Source organism: Maritimibacter harenae, assembly GCF_009882975.1.
Classification (GTDB): Bacteria; Pseudomonadota; Alphaproteobacteria; order Rhodobacterales; family Rhodobacteraceae; genus Maritimibacter; species Maritimibacter harenae.
In genome coordinates this window covers 1-228 of the sequence record NZ_WTUX01000008.1, presented here as the reverse complement: position 1 = coordinate 228, position 228 = coordinate 1, and the positions used below count along the sequence as shown (strand labels likewise).

Here is a 228-nt window from a genome sequence, read left to right as displayed (position 1 = left end):
GCAGCCAATCGACATTCGGCAGACTGTCGCAAAGAGCCCGCGCACCGATGTAGTCGCTCACCTGCCCGGCAGTGACGAACAGGCTGAGTGGGCGTCCCTGGCTGTCGCAGATGGCGTGCAATTTCGTGTTCATGCCGCCCTTCGTCCGTCCGATCAGGCGACCGCGCCCCCCTTTTTGACGCCCAGACTGGACGCCGTGCGGTGAGCCTTCAGGTAGGTGGCGTCGAT

Annotated in this window: 1 pseudogene; it reads right to left on the bottom strand. The window is 64.0% G+C overall.

The annotated features are described in order from the left end of the window. A pseudogene (locus GQE99_RS22025) lies at positions 1-228 on the bottom strand (transposase); the annotation flags it as partial.